Annotated in this window: 11 protein-coding genes; 6 read left to right on the top strand and 5 right to left on the bottom strand. The window is 47.7% G+C overall.

Annotated elements, in window-relative coordinates; genetic code table 11:
- Both T325_RS01045 and T325_RS01040 read right to left on the bottom strand, forming a co-directional pair.
- Positions 1-1,620, bottom strand: coding sequence for an alpha-L-fucosidase (locus tag T325_RS01045; RefSeq protein ID WP_036909653.1), 1,620 nt, complete (start codon positions 1,618-1,620; stop codon positions 1-3).
- A gap of 30 nt (positions 1,621-1,650) precedes the next feature.
- Positions 1,651-2,049: an L-rhamnose mutarotase gene (locus T325_RS01040; protein ID WP_036909652.1), complete on the bottom strand. Its 399-nt coding sequence runs from the start codon at positions 2,047-2,049 to the stop codon at positions 1,651-1,653.
- Positions 2,050-2,300: 251 nt separating this feature from the next.
- On the opposite strand from T325_RS01040, the gene T325_RS01035 reads away from it, so the two are divergent.
- From T325_RS01035 to T325_RS01015, 5 genes are read left to right on the top strand one after another with little or no spacing between them, the layout of a single operon-like run.
- A complete protein-coding gene (locus tag T325_RS01035) occupies positions 2,301-3,164 on the top strand; it encodes a helix-turn-helix transcriptional regulator (protein WP_036909651.1) in 864 nt (287 codons plus the stop codon).
- 18 nt (positions 3,165-3,182) lie between these two features.
- Positions 3,183-4,487 carry an L-fucose:H+ symporter permease gene (gene fucP / locus T325_RS01030; protein WP_036909649.1) on the top strand — a complete coding sequence of 435 codons (1,305 nt, stop codon included), beginning with the start codon at positions 3,183-3,185 and terminating at the stop codon, positions 4,485-4,487.
- 17 nt (positions 4,488-4,504) lie between these two features.
- Entirely contained in the window at positions 4,505-5,191 is a 687-nt protein-coding gene (locus T325_RS01025; protein WP_036910103.1) for an SGNH/GDSL hydrolase family protein, read from the top strand.
- Positions 5,192-5,202: 11 nt separating this feature from the next.
- Complete coding sequence (locus T325_RS01020) at positions 5,203-8,058, top strand: sugar-binding domain-containing protein (protein ID WP_036910092.1); 2,856 nt, start codon at positions 5,203-5,205, stop codon at positions 8,056-8,058.
- Between the two features lie 5 nt (positions 8,059-8,063).
- Complete coding sequence (locus T325_RS01015) at positions 8,064-9,275, top strand: L-arabinose isomerase family protein (protein ID WP_036910091.1); 1,212 nt, start codon at positions 8,064-8,066, stop codon at positions 9,273-9,275.
- Between the two features lie 6 nt (positions 9,276-9,281).
- On the opposite strand, the gene T325_RS01010 is transcribed toward T325_RS01015, so the two are convergent.
- The 3 genes from T325_RS01010 to dnaK all read right to left on the bottom strand — a co-directional run bounded on the left by T325_RS01010 (position 9,282) and on the right by dnaK (position 14,115).
- Positions 9,282-9,632 (bottom strand): MGMT family protein, encoded by a 351-nt coding sequence (locus tag T325_RS01010; protein ID WP_369794025.1) that lies wholly within the window; start codon positions 9,630-9,632, stop codon positions 9,282-9,284.
- Between the two features lie 314 nt (positions 9,633-9,946).
- Positions 9,947-11,950: a hypothetical protein gene (locus tag T325_RS12290; RefSeq protein WP_051949636.1), complete on the bottom strand. Its 2,004-nt coding sequence runs from the start codon at positions 11,948-11,950 to the stop codon at positions 9,947-9,949.
- 251 nt (positions 11,951-12,201) lie between these two features.
- A complete protein-coding gene (gene dnaK, locus T325_RS00995; protein ID WP_036910084.1) occupies positions 12,202-14,115 on the bottom strand; it encodes a molecular chaperone DnaK in 1,914 nt (637 codons plus the stop codon).
- A 180-nt stretch (positions 14,116-14,295) separates the two neighbouring features.
- Between dnaK and T325_RS00990 the strand changes: the two genes are divergently transcribed.
- A complete protein-coding gene (locus T325_RS00990) occupies positions 14,296-15,687 on the top strand; it encodes a hypothetical protein (protein WP_051949635.1) in 1,392 nt (463 codons plus the stop codon).
- Positions 15,688-15,693 lie beyond the last annotated feature (6 nt).

Below are 15,693 nucleotides of genomic sequence, written 5' to 3'. Positions count from 1 at the left end.
TTATTTAGTGATTTTAAGTACGGGCGCTATCTTGTTGCACGGGGTGGGAAGACTGACTTCCAGTCCCTGTGTTGTCTGACGGGCCTTGAGCCTGCCGTAGCCCAGTAGCTGGACAGAGGTGATACTCTTCTTGAAGGCAGTGTTGCCTTTGGCCAGCGACTTGATAACCAGACGACCATCCTCAGGCCATCCTAAAGCGGTGACATAGAGATGCTTCTTGGTTTGATTGAAGCGGATGTCGCGGGCATCAAGATGACTGTACATACTTTCGTTGAAGCCTTGGGCATTGAGTTTGATGTCGGTTTCGGCTACAGGTCCCTCGCCGAACTTTACCCAAGGACGGGTGCCGAAGATACTCTCACCATTAACAGTCATCCATGCTTCGAGGTCGTCGAGGAACTTGGCTTCTTTCTCGTCGTAGGTGCCGTCGGCTCTCAGGGGAATGCTTAAAAGCAGATTGCCGTTCTTCGATACGATATCCACCAGCTGCTTTACCACTGTGGCGGCACTTTTATACTGATCCTTCTCGTAAACGCTGGTCTTGTAGTGCCAGTTGCCGATGCAGTTACATGTTTGCCATGGTTCGGGAATGAGTTCGTTGGGCGCACCGCGCTCCACGTCCCATGTCAGTGCCTTGCGCTGGTCTTCGCTCAGGATCTTTCCGAACACCACACTCTGCGGATTCTTATTGTAAAGGTGTGTGGCAATCTTCAGTCCGCAATCGCTTAAGGGGTAGAAGGGCAACACCGTTACGTCGAAGTAGATGAGGTCGGGGTTATAGCGATTGATGGCGTCAAGCGTGCGGTCGTAGAAATTGGTGACAAACTCCTGAGAGGGAGGGCATGCGCCTTCGCCCCATCCCCACTGGTCGTGCACCTTGCCATCGCTCCACGAGTCGTAGCTCATAGGGTGGCGCTGCTGGTAGAGCTTCTGTGGGTCGAGTCCTTCCCACCACTTGCCTTTGCCGTCTTCCTTGGTCAGATTGCCATCGTAGTAGACACCGGCCTTTGGCCCCTTCAGATCGTAGCGCTGAGCAGGCTCATACCATGTCCAGGCGTGGTCGGCATGGAACGAGATGCCTAAAGGCAGACCGTGCTTCTTGGCGGCTTTTGACCAGCCGTCGAGGATGTCCTTGTGAGGGCCGATGTTCTTGGAGTTCCACTCCTGATACTGAGAATCCCACAGGTCATAGTTGTCGTGGTGGTTGCCAAGGACGAAGAAATACTGGGCGCCGCAACGCTTATAACGCTCTACGAGCTTGTCGGGATCCCATTTCTCTGCCTTGAAGAGTGGCAGAACATCCTTAAAGCCAAACTCCGAGGGGTGACCGTAGTGCTCAACGTGCCACTGATACTCACGACTACCCTCCATATACATCGAGCGGGCCATCCAGTCACCAGAGCCTTCTACGCACTGAGGCCCCCAATGTGCCCAGATGCCGAACTTGGCATCGCGGAACCATTCGGGAGTCTGGTGTTTTTCAAGCGACTCCCATGTGGGTTGGTACTTGCCCGTCTGCATCTGCTCGTGGGCTTCTGACACAGGCACCTGATAAGTGGATTGTGCCGTTGCTGATGCAACAGCACAACCCAGTATCAGGGATAGGAAAAAATGTTTCATGCTATAATATAGTTAATTATCTTACTTAAGTTATTCATATAGATAGAAAATGCGCTCCATCATGCGCCATTTCTCGTTGGAAGTACAACCTGGCTGGCAATTCTGGAACATGGCCACATAGTCTTCCCACTCAGCCTGACGGGGCAGGGTGGCTAGTTTGGTCATGGCTGAGTCCCATTCGAAGTCGAGTGGTGTTTCGACAATCATGAAGAGACGGTTGCCTAGGATGTATATTTCCATCTCGAGGATACCTACCGAGCGGATGCCTTCTCTGATTTCGGGCCACGAGTTATAGCGATTGTGGGCCGAGATGTACTTCTCTATCAAACCGGGATCGTCTTTCAGATCCATGGTCTGACAATACCGCTTGACGGGGACACCGTATCTTCTGCATTGATAACCTGACTTGGAATTGTCTGTTTCGGTCATTATTCAGAATGTCATTTTAAGTTTTCGGTGCAAATATAAGAATAAATACGCTATCGTGGAACAAAAGTTATCGATTTTAAATGGTACTAAATCGATAGAGTTGTGGATGTTTTATATTTTATGGGTAAAAGAATAGAAGAAAATCGATATATGATGGTGAATTTTTGATGAAGAAGAGAAAAAACGAGCCGAAAAGTTGCGTATGTGCAAAATAATTTGTTCTTTTGCAATCTAATTACTTGAAACCAAACATGAACTACCCGGTAGATCAACTACACCTGATGACCCTCAACGTAGGGTTGGCCATTCACAATGGTGACTGGAACTGGAAGAATGTACGCAGTCCGTTTGCACGTCTGTATTATGTGACAGAGGGAACGGCGCAGGTAGAACTGCCTTCAGGCATATATACCCTGCTGCCCAATCATCTCTATTATATTCCAGCCTACACCATGCACAGCTATGTGTGCGACTCGGCCTTTTCACATTATTATATACATATCTATGAGAGCCAGCAGGGTGATACCAGTCTGCTCGACGAGTGGGAGCTGCCTTTCGAGGTGAATGCCGACGTGATGGATCTGGAACTGTTTAAGCGCCTGTGTTATATCAACCCGTTTATGAAGCTGCCTCAGTCTGACCCTCTGGTATATGACAACCATCAGACGTTGGTGAGCAATATACAGATGAATCAGCGCCGCCCGTTTTGCGACAAGGTAGAGTCGAGAGGTATCCTTTTCATCCTGATGTCACGCTTCCTGAAGTACGGTAAACCCAAGACGGAAGTGAAGGATGATCGCATACACCAGATATTGCACTATATCCGCAAGAATGTGTGCAGTCCGATGGATGTGAATCTGCTGGCCGACAAGGCCTGTATGTCGAAAGACCACTTTATCAGGGTGTTCAAGCGTGAAGTAGGAGAGACCCCTAACGTTTATGTGACGAAGCGGAAGATGGAAAAGGCGGAACTGTTGCTGGTGACCACCAATATGGCCGTAAAGAATATCGCTGATGAACTGGGTTATGACGACGGATCGTACTTTAACCGCATATTCAAGAAAAACGCTGGCATGACCCCCCAGCAATATAGAGGCAACCATTTAATCAAATAATAAACCATAACAACAATCATGAAGCAACAATCTTCTTTGATATCTAAAGACGGCGTGAGCTATCTCATACCGTTTATTCTCGTAACGTTCTGCTTTGCCCTCTGGGGCTTTGCCAACGATATCACGAACCCGATGGTGAAGGCATTCTCGAAGATATTCAGGATGAACGTCACTGATGGTTCGCTGGTGCAGGTGGCCTTCTATGGCGGCTACTTCTGCATGGCTTTTCCTGCCGCGATATTCATACGTAAGTATTCCTATAAGGCAGGTGTGCTGATGGGACTCGGACTCTATGCCGCGGGCGCACTGCTTTTCTTTCCCGCCAAAGGGATAGGCTTGTATGGCTGCTTCCTGATAGCTTATTTTATTATGACGTGCGGATTGTCATTCCTGGAGACATCGTGCAATCCCTATATCCTGACGATGGGCTCAGAGGAGACGGCTACCCGAAGACTGAACATGGCTCAGTGCTTTAACCCTTGTGGCAGTATCATCGGAATGTTTGTGGCCATGAACTTTATCCAGGCCAGACTGAATCCTATGAGCAGTGACGAACGTGCGCTGTTGAGCGATACGGAGTTTGAGGCTCTGAAAGATGCCGACCTCAGTGTGCTGATATCGCCCTACCTGATTATCGGACTGGTGATTGTGGCCATGTTCCTGTTGATACGTTTTGTGAAGATGCCGAAGATAGGTGACGGTAACCACGATATCCATGTGCTGGTGACACTGAAGCGCATCTTCTCACTGAAATATTATCGTGAGGGCGTGATTGCCCAGTTCTTCTATGTGGGTGCTCAGATTATGTGCTGGACCTTCATTATTCAATATGGTACCCGTGTGTTTATGGCTGAGGGCATGGACGAACAGAGTGCTGAGGTGTTGTCGCAGCAGTTTAACATTTATGCGATGCTTTTCTTTATCTGTTCGCGTTTCATTGCCACTTGGCTGATGAAATATATGAAGCCGGCGCTGCTGTTGGCAGTGTTTGGTATATTGGCCATGGTGCTGACGCTAGGTGTTATTGTCTTTGAGAACCGCCTGGGAATCTACTGCCTTGTTGGCGTAAGTGGATGTATGTCACTCATGTTCCCGACCATCTACGGTATAGCACTTGATGGCTTGGGCGATGATGCCAAGTTTGGCGCTGCAGGTCTGATCATGGCAATCCTTGGCGGCTCGGTATTGCCGCCATTGCAGGCCATGATTATCGATCAGAATACGGTGCTGGGTGCTATCCCAGCTACCAATGCGTCGTTTGTATTACCCCTCATCTGTTTCCTCGTCGTAACCATCTACGGCTATCGCACTTCTAAACGATAAAATAATCAGAGATGTATATGAAAAAGTTATCTGTAATATTGGTGACACTGCTGTGTGCAGGTCTGGCAAATGCTCAAGTTAAGTCGGTGTCTGTACTTGGAGATTCATATTCCACGTATGAGAATTTCATGACACCCAGTACCAACGAACTGTGGTATTACGGGAAAAACGCGCCCCAGAAGACGGATGTGCAGAATGTTCGTCAGACATGGTGGCATCAGGTGATCAAGGAGAACGGTTGGCGCCTTTGCATCAACAACTCGTATAGCGGAGCTACCGTGAGCTATTCGGGCTATGATGGCAATGACTATAGAGACCGCTCATTTAATACACGTATGGACAACCTTGGACAGCCTGATGTGATCTTTGTCTTCGGTGCGACCAATGACAGTTGGGCGGGGGCTCCCGTTGGTGAGTATAAGTATGAGAATATCAATTTCGGCGATCTGTACAGTTTCCGTCCTGCTTTGGCGAGAATGCTACAGTGGATGACAGACCGATATATCAATACCGAGATTTACTTCATACTTAACGATGACTTGCGCGACGAGATTGATGAGTCTGTAAAAACGATCTGTCAGCACTATGGCGTGCCTGTGATAGAGTTGGAGAAAATCGACAAGATGTCAGGTCATCCCTCTGTGAAGGGTATGCGCCAGATAGCAGATCAGGTGAACCGCTTCTTAAAAGAAAACGCTAAATAAGTATGATACCCATGAAGAGACTACTGTTATTAGTTATCACTTTCCATATATCACTATTCTCTTTTGCGCAAGAGACGGTGAATCTTGCCGGTTCATGGCAACTGGCTATTGGCGATACGGCTAAATATACTGATGACGTGGTGCTGCCAGGTTCTATGCTGACCAACGGAAAGGGTAACCCTGTGACAGTAAACACGCCTTGGACGGGATCGCTCTATGATTCGAGTTACTACTATAACCCGTTTATGGAGCAATACAGACGACAGGAGAATATCAAATTTCCCTTCTTCCTGACCCCAGAGAAACATTATGTTGGCAAGGCGTGGTATCGTAAGAGCGTGTATGTGCCTGACTCGTGGAAGAAAAAACATGTTACGCTCTATCTGGAACGTCCGCATATCGAGACCACTGTTTATGTCAACAGTCAGAAAGTGGGTAGCAATAATTCGCTTTCAGCGCCACATCAGTTCGACGTGACTCCATACATAAAGATAGGTGAGCGCAATACCATTGAGATCTGTGTATATAATGGTATCGATGGCGTCGGAGTTGGACAAGACTCGCATAGCGTCACCGATCAGACACAAGGTAATTGGAATGGTATCGTAGGCAAGATGGAACTGCGAGCCCAACCGGCAAGGCTGCATATCGATCATGTCACCATCCGTCCAAAACCTTACGCGAGGAACGTGCAACTTGACGTGAAACTGAGTGGACAATCGCCTAACCTCCAGTTCTATCAGATGGAGGTGCTGATACAGCAGGAGAATAAGGATTCTGCCAACGTGTATGTGAGCAACTATGATGTCTATTCCAATGTCATGCAGGTGACAGTGCCAATTCCTGAGAAGGTAGACCTTTGGGATGAGTTTCATCCGAACCTCTATCGCATGGCTATCAGTGTGGGCGATGATTATTATGAGACCACCTTCGGCATGCGTGAGGTAAGTGTCGAAGGACGGCAGATTATCCTGAACCGTCGTCCGATATTCTTGCGTGGCACGGTGGAGAACTGCTGCTTTCCCGAAACGGGTTACCCGCCTACGGACGAAGAATCGTGGCTGCGTATCTTCAGAAAATGCAAGGAGTATGGGCTGAACCACATGCGTTTCCACTCTTATTGTCCGCCCGAAGCCGCCTTCGTGGCAGCCGACAAGTTAGGATTCTATCTGCAGCCAGAGGGACCGTCGTGGCCTAACCATGGCGTGAAACTGTTGTCAGGGCAGATCATTGACCAGTATCTGTTGTTGGAGAGCAAACGCATAATCGATGCCTATGGACATCACCCGTCGTTCATCATGATGGCGGCAGGTAACGAACCTGCAGGTAACTGGGTGGAGTATTGCAATAATTGGGTGAAAGAGATGAAACGCTATGATCCTACCCGCATCTACTGCGGTGCTTCGGTAGGTGGCGGTTGGGCTTGGGATGACGGTTCGGAGTATCATGTGAAGGGCGGCGCCCGAGGTCTGGATTGGGTGAACCATGCCCCAAGCAGCGATGATGACTATTATAGTCAGATTCTGCGTCCCCGTAATTATAAGGATACGGCAGACAACAATTCACCAATCATTGCTCACGAACAGGGACAGTGGTGTGCTTTCCCCGACTTCAAGGAGATTCCCCAATATACTGGTGCCTATAAGGCTAAGAACTTTGAAATATTCCGCGACTTGTTGGCTGAGAACGGTATGGAACTGCAGGCAGAGAAATTCCTGATGGCCAGTGGTAAGTTGCAGACACTCTGTTATAAGTACGAGATAGAGCGCAACCTGCGCACCTCTGATTATGCAGGTTTCCAGTTGTTGGCGCTTAATGACTATAGTGGTCAGGGTACGGCGCTTGAAGGTGTGCTCGGTGTGCATTGGAATGAGAAGGGATATACCAATGCAAAGGAGTGGCATCAGTTCTGCTCGCCCATTGTTCCCTTGGCGCGTTTCCCGAAGTTCGTCTATACCACTGCCGACAGTCTGGTAGTACCTGTTGAGGTTTACAATGCCATGTATGGTGACATTCGTGGTGTACGTGTGAATTATTATATCAATAGTGATTCAGGAAAAGTATATCATGGCGGGTTGCTATATTCGGGCGAGATTCCTTTGGCTAAGCATACCCCTGTCGGTTTAGTACGCTTCCCGCTTGATAGTGTGAGAACTCCCCAGAAGCTAACGCTGACAGTCACGGTAGGTGGCAATTTGTATAAGAACAGTTGGAACTTCTGGGTTTATCCCGATTCGGTGTCATCTGCGAGCCCTTCTGATATTCTCATTACCGACTCGCTTGATGCTGCTGCCATCGCAGCTCTTAAACAGGGAGGCAAAGTGTTGCTGACGTCAGCAGGAAAGGTACGTCTTGGTAGCGACGTGGTTCAGCATTATCTTCCGGTCTTTTGGAATACGTCGTGGTTTAAGATGCGACCGCCTCACACGACAGGAGCCTATATCGACCAGACCCATCCGTTGTTTAAGTATGGTTTCCCCACCGACTCGTGGAGCAACCTGAATTGGTGGGAGCTGCTGAACAAGGCTCAGGTGATGAACCTGCAGGATTTCCCGAAGGACTATCAGTCGCCGATACAACCCATCGACACCTGGCATGTGTCGCGTAAGCTGGGTATGGTGGTCGAGGCTAATGTGCTGAAAGGCAAGTTGCTGATGACAACCATGGATATATCTTCCGATCTTGAACATCGCGTGGTGGCTCGTCAGATGCGTGAGGCAATCCTTTCTTATATGGATAGTTCTGATTTCGCCCCATCGCTGACATTGAATCCTGACATCATTCAGAACCTCTATACGAAAGAAGGTCCCAAGGTGACTATGTTCACCAAAGACTCTCCCGATGAACTGAAGCCGAAGTTGAAATAATGAATATGCAGACAGAAAAGATATCTATTTATACACTCACGTCAGAACTTCACGACGAGAAAAGTGTGGGTGCTGTGACCAAGGAGTTTCTTGAGAGTCTTGGTATAGGCTATGCTTTCAAGGGTAACGATTATACTGACTATGGCAGCTGTGCCTTGAGCTTGATTTATGTCCGGACGGGTGGTACGGAGGGCATCTTTAAGAGATTGCTCCCGTCATTGCTGGAGAAGTCGGACCATGCACCCTTCTATCTCCTGACATCTGGAAAGAGTAACTCGTTGGCGGCTTCAATGGAGATTCTCTCTTATCTTCGTCAGAACAATCTTAAGGGAGAAATCATCCATGGCAGTGCCAGCTATATCCGGAAACGTGTCAGTCTCTTGGCAAAGGTGTGCCAAGTAAGGAAACAACTGAAAGGCTGCCGTCTGGGAGTGATTGGTCAGCCCTCCGATTGGCTGATTTCCAGTCAGGCCGACTATGATGCCGTGAGAAGTCAGTTAGGCATTGAACTGGTGGATATCCCGATGCAGGAACTTCTCGATGTCCTTGCCATGACTCCGGAGTCGGCATCTCATGAAACCTCAGATGTTGAGATGGTGAAACGTGCACTTCCTGGCGCTAATAGAATATACATGGCCTTGAAGGATGTTATTGCCAAGTACCAGTTGCAAGGTTTTACACTGCGTTGCTTTGACCTTCTGACGGCCATCAAGAATACGGGATGCTTAGCGTTGGCAAAGCTGAACGCCGAAGGTTACGTGGCAGGTTGCGAAGGCGATGTGCCTGCCATGCTGTCGATGATGGTTGCCCGTTCACTGACAGGACTGTCAGGATTCCAGGCCAATCCATCTCGAATCGATCCTGAGACGGGTGAGATGCTTTTTGCACATTGTACGATTCCTTTGGATATGGTGGAACGCTATGAGTATGACACCCATTTCGAATCAGGTATAGGCGTAGGTATCCGTGGCTATATGAAGCCAGGGCCTGTTACTATCTTCAAGGTGTCAGGCAACCTCTCTCGCTGTTTCGTAACAGAGGGAGAACTGATTCAGAGTCAGGCAAAGGCCGATCTCTGTCGCACCCAGCAGATCATTCATCTCGCAGACAAGTCTCAGACCTCCTACTTCCTGACAGAGCCTATCGGTAATCACCATATTATACTCCCCGGATATCATCAAGAAACGTTAGAAGCAATCTTTAATTCCCTAGAGTAACGCTTATCAAATATGGAAGTCAGGCTCCCATTGATGTCGATGCATGTCTACGCGACCATTGGGCTTGAATGTCACACCTTCTTCCTCTAACAGGGTGCGCTGCTTACTCCAACCGGGGGCAGTGCGCCCTTCTTTATTGACGACACGATGACAAGGTAGTTGTTCTGTCCCGGGAGTATAGCGAAGTGTACGTCCAACCATTCGGGAATGACTTGGCCATCCTGCCCATGCAGCGACAGTACCATAGGTCGTAACATGTCCATAAGGAATCTGTGCCACGATGTTAAGCACATCATTGCAGAATCTCCGAGCCTGTTCAGGCGTCATCTTGTCTGGATAATCCTTATACATGATCATGATTATTGTCTGCAAAGGTATACAAATTTGCCAATACAACAAAAAAACAGGTGCAACAAAATCCGTCGCACCTGTCCTTTTATTTACTATGAGTGATGGAAGTGATAGAAAGAAAACATCTATCACTTCATTTAATTGGTTGATATCTAGTAAGATATATAGAAAAGTGATACATGATGGGAAATTCATACCACAGTTCACACCGCAGTCGCCTGATATCGACCATCGGTGGATTGTTGAGCGTGGATATTCGATAAACATATAGGGCTCGCATCTTAGCGGGCCCTATATGTTTGTTATATGATTAGGTGTGACTATTTCCACCAGAAATCATCCACGAATATACCTTGTACATAGTCGGTGAATCTCTTGTTTTCGTTAGCAATATTTCTTCGCTCACTAACGGGCTTGAACGTATCGTCGACTAGGATCTTGCAGGCTGCTTCACCAGTAGTGGCTTTGAGCTCCATCCACACGTTGTCCTTATAGACCTCGATAATGATTCTCTTAATATCTGCGGGGGTGATGTACGTGCCATTAACGGTAAATTCTGTGGCGGGTACTTCAGGTCCGGCACCGGTGTTATACATCGGGTGCTTCTCGAGCATAGGAGTCGTATCTCCGAATACTTCGTGAACCTCCCTGCCCTCGGATTCACCAGAGCCTCTCACTCTCAGAGGAAGCGTGCCACCTGCGCAGATCAGCTTCAGTGTAGTCTTGCCACCTTCTGCCTTCACTACGTCGAAAACAACATCGTTGAAGTCGAAGTCGCCAGCTTCTGAGGCCGACAGATCCTCTGCAATTACACGATAGAGTGGGTTACCGCCTACGAAACCTGGACTACATGGTGTCTCTGGAATGTTTATACTGGGCTTGCCTGAGTTAAAGCCTGCAGCGTAGATATTGTTAGCTATACTGAAACCGTCTTTCTCATAAATAAACTTATTTCCACTACCATCGTTGCCCTGCGCAAAATGCGTTTCTGCAGAAACGTATAGGTTGCCGCCATAGGTCACTGCGCCATGGCTGTTTATACTTGCGAGATATGAGTCTCTAACAATATCCTTAGCCTGGAATACAGCATATTCACCTGAAGTAGGACCGAAAATTCCAAATCCTTCGTCATCACTACGTCCTGACTCTAACTGAGCTGTTCCTGTAACCTTAAATACGGCATTCTGCCCCATTACGATTTTAAACGGACCAGAAATGGCACCTGTGCTAGAATCTCTACCACCATAGAAATTAGCGGTCTCCACACCGCCGCCAGTATCGATCTTAAAGGCTCCGGTATTGGATGAAATATTCATTTCAAAGTCGTGAGTCACCGTAAGCAGGCAATTATTAATCACGTTCACGCTCCCACCAATATAAGCATAATCATAAGTAGTCCAATGGCCATTGTTTACCCAGCCAGAGTTGTTGGAATTGACCTTGGTAGTACCCGTAACGGACCACTCGGCATTGTTCTGCACGGCACCGGCGTTCACTACAACAGTGGCACAATTAATGGTGGCATCGTTGACGATTCGGCTTTCATTACTTTCGGCACTAACAGTTCCTGCTGACAAAGTACCTACATTATAGAGAAAACTTGACGAGTTAACTCCAAACTTAGAACATGTAATTGTACCATGGTTATATACATGTGCACCGGAATTCGCTACTAAACCATCATCACCATTTGCTATTAACTCGGCTCCCGAAGCAATGTATACATCAAATTTGGCTGTAGAAGCTACGGTGTTATCAAATGTAACAGTTGCACCTTCTAATAGATACAAGTCAGTATACTGGCCTAAATCAAACGATACACCTGTGAAATCATACGTTCCAGCCTTGATGTAAAGTTTTGCATGTGCTTCTTCTGTGCCGCCAGAGATCTTAATAGGCTGGACTGCGTCGATATAGACAACTCCACCATCGTTGATTTCCTCAGGATGCCACCATGCTGTACCTTTGCTTATCAAATATTCTTCATAAGAAGGTATATTCGTGAGATCTGGTTCAAATTTGCTGGCATCACAGTCTTCGGGGAAAGAAATAGTAGGCTGAATATTGCCTTTGTACGAAGCATACGTGCCTACAGCACGTGTAAGGCCGCGTGAATAGGTATGCTGGCGGCCAAAACCCCAGTCGACATTGGGGCCAACCTTACCAAACGCTTTCTCGAAAGCGGCGGCATACTTGTCGTTAACACTCGTTTCAACTTTCTCCTCATTGTAGAAAGCTTCTTCATGACTACACGACGAGAGCACCATCGTACCCACTATGCTGGCTACAATCGTTATAATTCCAAAATTACTTCTCTTATTCATAATCGCAAAAGGTTAAATTAGTACATGTATTAATCTCTTAGTTATAATTTGTGCAAATATAAGAAAAACAACGATATGTTGTGTGTAAAACATAGTTAATAAAAGTTAACTAACGGGTTGCGTTGTGTAATTAGTAGATAAAAGAGCTTGAGTAGTCGATAAATAATCCAAATTTTGCTATTTGCTTGTGTCTAATAAAAAAAAGGTGCAGACGACAAATCTGCACCTCTTTCCTATTATAATAATGTGAGTTACTTAACCTCCTCGAAGTCAGCGTCCTGAATGTCTTCTGGCTTCTGCCCGGCATCCTGCTGAGACTGCTGCTGACCACCATTGAACTGGTCGCCGCCAGGCTGTCCCTGTGCACCCTGGTACATCTGCTGAGAAGCAGTCTGCCATGCTGCATTGAGGGCTGCGATAGCAGTGTCGATGGCTGCAACGTCGCCAGCCTTGTGGGCATCCTTCAACTGCTGCAGGGCCTGCTCGATAGCGGGCTTGTGCTGAGCGGGGATCTTGTCGCCAAGTTCCTGAAGCTGATTCTCGGTCTGGAAGATCATAGAGTCTGCCTGATTCAGCTTGTCAATACGCTCGCGTTCCTTCTTATCGTTCTCGGCGTTCTGCTCAGCCTCGGCCTTCATGCGGTTGATCTCGTCCTGTGACAGACCTGATGAAGCCTCGATGCGGATGGCCTGCTCCTTACCTGTAGCCTTATCCTTGGCAGAAACCTTGAGGATACCGTTGGCATCGATATCGAAGGTTACCTCGATTTGAGGAATACCGCGACGGGCAGGAGCAATACCTGTCAGGTTGAACTGACCGATGCTCTTATTCTGAGCTGCCATTGGGCGCTCACCCTGCAGAACGTGGATGGTTACCTCTGTCTGATTGTCAGCAGCGGTAGAGAATGTCTCGCTCTTCTTGCAAGGAATGGTTGTGTTAGCCTCGATCAGCTTGGTCATCACACCACCAAGAGTCTCGATACCCAGTGTCAGCGGAGTTACGTCGAGCAGTACGATGTCGCCTACGCCACCTTCCTTGTTCAGAATAGCACCCTGAATTGAAGCACCTACAGCAACAACCTCGTCTGGATTTACACCCTTTGAAGGCTCCTTGCCAAAGTAGTTCTTAACCAGAGTCTGAACAGCAGGGATACGGCTTGAACCACCTACGAGGATAACCTCGTCGATATCAGAGGTGTTCAGCTTGGCATCAGCCATTGCCTTCTGACATGGAGCCAGACAAGCCTGGATAAGGTCGTGAGCCAACTGCTCGAACTTAGCACGAGTCAGAGTCTTAACCAAGTGCTTAGGTACACCTGCTACAGGCATGATGTAAGGCAGGTTGATCTCGGTAGAGGTGCTTGAAGACAGCTCAATCTTAGCCTTCTCGGCAGCCTCCTTCAGGCGCTGCATAGCCATGGGATCGCTCTTCAGGTCGGCACCCTCGTCGTTCTTGAACTCCTGTACCAGCCAGTCGATGATGACCTGGTCGAAGTCGTCACCACCCAGGTGGGTATCACCATTGGTAGAGAGTACTTCGAACACACCGCCACCAAACTCAAGGATTGAGATATCGAATGTACCACCACCGAGGTCGAATACGGCAATCTTCATATCCTTGTTTGCCTTATCTACACCATAAGCCAGAGCTGCTGCTGTAGGCTCGTTGACGATACGCTTTACTTCGAGACCGGCAATCTGACCAGCCTCCTTAGTTGCCTGACGCTGAGAGTCTGAGAAGTAGGCTGGAACTGTGATGACAGCCTCTGTCACCTCCTGTCCGAGATAATCCTCGGCAGTCTTCTTCATCTTCTGGAGCACCATGGCAGAGATTTCCTGAGGAGTATACTTGCGTCCGTTGATGTCAACACGGGGATAACCTCCCTCGTTAACGACGCTGTATGGCACGCGGGCAATCTCCTTTTCTGTCTGCTGCCAGTTCTCACCCATGAAACGCTTGATAGAGTAAACAGTGTTCTTCGGGTTAGTGATGGCCTGACGCTTGGCAGGATCACCGATCTTACGCTCACCGTTTTCAACAAAACCAACTACTGAAGGTGTTGTACGCTTACCTTCGCTGTTGGCAATTACTACTGGCTCGTTACCTTCGAATACGGCAACACAGCTGTTGGTAGTTCCTAAGTCAATTCCAATAATCTTTCCCATAATTCTTATATTTTTTAATTTATACTCATTTTGACATGGTTTGGTAAGCAAAGCATGTGCCAAAATGTCTTTTTTGAGAAAAAATGTTTTCTGTCGCGTCATTTTGGCATAAATTATTTTGTTATGTCCCGTAATTCTCTTATCTTTGCACTCGGAATCCAATTAAAACTATAGATAGTCATGAGAAGAATGATTTTTACAGCCTGTATGGCTCTTGCCTTTTTGACAGTCTCGGCTCAGGAGAATCCCTATATCGTGAAGACTAAGGGAGCTAAGAAGAGTGCTCAGACGCAGATGGCAGATGAGTTGGCGGCTGCTCAGCAGGAGGTTGAGGAGGCCAAGGATTTTATCGGTCATAACTTTAAGTTCTACAGTCTCTGTGATTGGCAGGAAGGTATGAAATTCATGGTGATGCCTGAGAAGTACGACTTGGTTGTGAAGACATTCACCGACGCTGCGACAGGTAAGGAGGTGAGTAGTATGCCCTTGAAATACAAGATTATGGTATACAAGGGGCATCATGAGAGCACCGACGGACACGCTCGCATCGATTTTCTGTGTCAGGACAATGGAAAGTCTTATTATTATGAGATCCCCAGTGGTTCTTTCGAGGATTATTGCTATACCAAGACGGGGGTACCCACATTGGCTTATTTGGGCGATGTTGATATTGCCCGTGAAAAGCTGATGGGCAGAACGCTCTTTACCAAGACCCAGTTCTTCCGTATTGATACAGAGTATGATGGCGAGGGATTCCAAGACGTGGTCGTTGATAAGGACATGGAGGTGAGAGTGATTGCCGTTGGTGTGGGTTCTCGCAGTTTCCCTGTCAAGATTATCGTAGAGGACAAAGATGGCAATGAGTTCTTCCAGAATGTGGCTATCTCAAAGACCAATAGTGGTATGCGCGACGATGAGTTCATTATGGATAACACCAAGTATCTATTCGGTGGCTCGTTTGAGATGGTTGATGATATCATGGCTATCAATAGCTACAACTACAGGGTTTATCTGGGTAAGATTATCCATACGAAGTACCCGACGAAGATGCTGAATGAGACCACGAAGAAGGTTCAGGCTATTCCTCGTCTGGCAGAATATCAGATAGAAGCCATCAATCCTCATAAGAATGACGATAAGGCTACCCTTAAGTTGAAGAATACTACGCTTGGTACCTATTTCTATTGTGATATGGTGCTCGACCAGCATCGTGCAGAGAAGCAGGATGAGTATTTCGGCTATATCTTTGCTCCTGGTCCTGGCAAGAAGGTGAAGACCAGCGAGGCCAGTCGTGCCATGATCCGTGCAGGTCACGTAGGTATTGGTTTCTCAGAGGATGAGGTGATGATGGCCGCAGGTGAGCCCGATATGATAGAGCATGGCGAGAACGGTACGTATACGTGGATCTTCAACCGTTCGAACAACAAACAGTTAGTTGTGCATTTCACTGGCGCTGGTACGGTAGATAAGACAACGACGAAGGATGGTCCTGCTCCTGTCAAGACTCCGAGTGTCAAGCGACCGAATTCTAAGATGGGTAAGAAGGTGATGAAGAATGGAACACCGCTTTAAATAACA

Source organism: Prevotella sp. FD3004, assembly GCF_000746155.1.
Lineage (GTDB): Bacteria > Bacteroidota > Bacteroidia > Bacteroidales > Bacteroidaceae > Prevotella.
This window is presented reverse-complemented; position numbering and strand designations above follow the sequence as displayed.